3 protein-coding genes are annotated in these 2,961 nt (G+C 45.2%); all 3 read left to right on the forward strand.

Features of this window, described 5'->3' with window-relative positions:
* Positions 1 to 189 precede the first annotated feature (189 nt).
* The 3 genes from ABD892_RS11245 (at position 190) to ABD892_RS11255 (ending at position 2,930) form a co-directional block, all read left to right on the forward strand.
* A complete protein-coding gene (locus tag ABD892_RS11245; RefSeq protein WP_345195753.1) occupies positions 190 to 987 on the forward strand; it encodes a DEAD/DEAH box helicase in 798 nt (265 codons plus the stop codon).
* Positions 988 to 1,207: 220 nt separating this feature from the next.
* A complete protein-coding gene (locus ABD892_RS11250) occupies positions 1,208 to 1,366 on the forward strand; it encodes a hypothetical protein (RefSeq protein WP_345195754.1) in 159 nt (52 codons plus the stop codon).
* A 256-nt stretch (positions 1,367 to 1,622) separates the two neighbouring features.
* Positions 1,623 to 2,930 (forward strand): hypothetical protein, encoded by a 1,308-nt coding sequence (locus ABD892_RS11255; protein ID WP_345195755.1) that lies wholly within the window; start codon positions 1,623 to 1,625, stop codon positions 2,928 to 2,930.
* The last annotated feature ends 31 nt before the right edge of the window (positions 2,931 to 2,961 follow it).

The raw sequence follows: 2,961 nt of genomic DNA on the forward strand, positions 1-2,961 counted from the left end.
ATTTTGCCTGAAGAGCACAGGGGACGCTCTCTTCATTCAATTTAGCCTTACTTCTTCAGATCGTTAAGCGGGAGTTAAGGTCTCGTAGAGAGTATCTATAAGAAAGAAGAATCCAAAGCACCATTTTACGATGCCATTCTTGTCGATGAAGGTCAGGATTTCATCCTGGCCTGGTGGAATAATTTGACCTTGGCACTCAAGTCAGGGGGTGAAATCGTTTTAGTGGCAGACAAAACACAAAACCTGTACCAGCGTGAGCAGTCCTGGACAGATCAAGCCATGAAGGGAGCCGGTTTTCAGGGTGGCTGGACAGAAGTGAAATATAGCTACCGTCTTCCGGCAGATATGCTACCCAAAATTGTCGACTTCACCGAACAATTTATTCCGGCAGAAAACAGGATAAACCTGTTGTTACCTGAACAGGTGAAGCTTGAACTCTCATTTCAGCCAACATCTATGTGCTGGCTGCAGGTTCCCAAGAATCATGATGCAGAAGTCCAGTGCTGTGTCGATGCTATTGTGCATTTTTACATACAACACAAATCCAGACATACGCGAGCATTCGCGGATATCGTCTTTATGACAGGGAGCCGGAAAATCGGCATGGAGGTTGTCAGAAAGTTGGGGGGCCTTGGTGTCAAGGTTCTTCACACATTCGGGACGTTTAATAACAGTATTTCTGAAACAGATGACGATCATGAGACCAGCCGCAAGCAGAAGTGCGCTTTTTATCTGGGTCGGGAAATGGTAAAGGCCACCACAATTCACAGTTTCAAAGGCCTGGAGAGCAACTGTCTTGTATTGCATATAGGCAATGCTCAGGGTACCGAAAACCTGTCTGCGATTTATGCTGCCCTGACCCGCCTGAAACGAAGTGAAGATAGCAGCCATGACAGCAAGATCACTATAATCTGCTCTGATCCTGCCTTGGCAGCCTACGGTCAGACATGGCCATCAGCTGACGGAAAACACGATACGGCCGCCTAGGTCAGCAATGTTTAGGGAAGTGAAGGTGTTCACGCTTCCCAGAATGTGCGTTCATTTAAACCAGAATATGCAAATAGTACTGTTAAGAAAATTAAATTTTTTTTCACCACCCGCGCCGCAGCCATATACAAGATGATTTTTTAATCTCCATGTTGCCTCTTTTATGGGGCTGGAAACGCTTCCCACAGTGGGGAGCGTAATAACATGTGAGGTCCTTCTCATGGCTAAATCCAAATCAGCTACTCCGATGACTCCAGAAGCTGCATCACGCATTCAGAGCAGCGAAGCGAAAGCTAACGGAGGCCAGGTTGCCAGCGGTGGTTTTGCTTCTCGCGCGCAGTCTGCAGCAGCCAAGAACTCCGGCTCAAAAAATAAATAAATAGATTAAGCAGGTGCCTTTAAGCACCTGCTCTCAAGGATGTTGAAGATGCGTAAATTCAGCAGATGCAAAGAGATTGGCGCACTGGTCTCAAGAAAAGTTCACCAGGGATGGTTATTTAAAAAAGGTAAGCGGCATGGGAAACTGACATCCCCCCATGGCCCCAAGCTAACGGTACCATGTTCACCCAGTGACAGAAGGGCTTTCCAGAATTTCAGGCGTGACATAAGAGCCATTGAAAAGGAGTATCAAACAAATGTCTGTTAAAGTACCTGAACGTCCTTACCCAACGATTGGTGAAATCTATCGCGAACTTGCAGTTGCTTTAGGGACAAAAAATAGAAACCCTGATGTTGACCGGATGGCACGTGACGGGGATTACGATCACCGACTCAGAGAGAAGCTACTTAAAGACCTCTTTTATAAACCGCTTATTGAGCAAACAGACCGGCAGTTCTCTACTTTACTATGCCAGTTTGTAGATCATCTCATTACTGAATACATCAGACTGGTAAACACAGTGGCTCTTGATGCCATGACCAGAAATGAGTCCCTCCCCTTGATAGCAGAGCACTTTTTTTGTCGTCAGGCTGCATCATTTCTGGTCTGTGTACACCAGTTTTTTGGTGGTCCAAACCCGATAAGTTACTGCACTGTAGATGACAATAATGTGATGGGAGTAGCTTGTTTATGGCTGGAAAATAACATTAGCTCTTTCCCTACATTTCTGTCTCGAGTGGATAAGGAAAAGGGTAAAGCCAAGAAGGATCAGTATCTTAGGTGGAAAAAAGGTATAGAGACCCCAAAAGTAGAGTCGTTCCCTGACTTTCTAAAAGGGTTTTCAAACTCGTCGGATAAAATCAGTATTAAGATTCATCTGACAGTTGCACGAACCCTTCAGTTCTTTTTCCAGAAATATTCGCAGTATGATTTACCAGACCTCATTAAGGTGGGAATCCTGAAGTCAGGACCGTTTGACCTTGGGCTGGTTCTATCGAAGGCAAACCTCGTGGCTGCTGAGAAATTTACTGAACTGCAACCAATCTTCATGTCTACAGCCCTTGCTCTCCGAAGAACCACTCCCAAAAGTGCAACCTCAAAAGCTGATAGCTGGGCACTGATAGAGGAGTGTGAGCAAAAGTTATCAGAAGATGATCAAAAAGGGATCACAAGGCATTTTCTAGAGTGGCAAAAAGCACGCTGGTATGTCTTTGCTGGTCAATATAAGCAGGCACTGAAGCAGTATGAAATAGCATTTGAGTATACGCTTTATAGGGTTCATGGACTGTCACAAGAACGGGGAATGGACCTTAACCTCCACGAAATCTTAAAAGAAAGTATGGCTCTGGCTGCAAAAGAGAAAGCAAGGCCAATGATGAAGCGCCTGAAAAATCAGGCCATTACTTTTGGAATATATGAGCATCCGGGTGAAACCGACCAGTTTTCACAGGCCAACAAGAAGTCGAAAAGCCATATAGTCGAAGATTGGGAAGTTGAGCAATGGGATACGATTTTTTGTAAGTACTCAAAAACTCCTGTGCAGACCACATGGCAGCCAGCATGAGGCGTATTCGATAATATTTGCCAGTCTCGGA

It is taken from the genome of Kistimonas scapharcae, from assembly GCF_039540975.1.
GTDB classification, from domain to species: Bacteria; Pseudomonadota; Gammaproteobacteria; order Pseudomonadales; family Endozoicomonadaceae; genus Kistimonas; species Kistimonas scapharcae.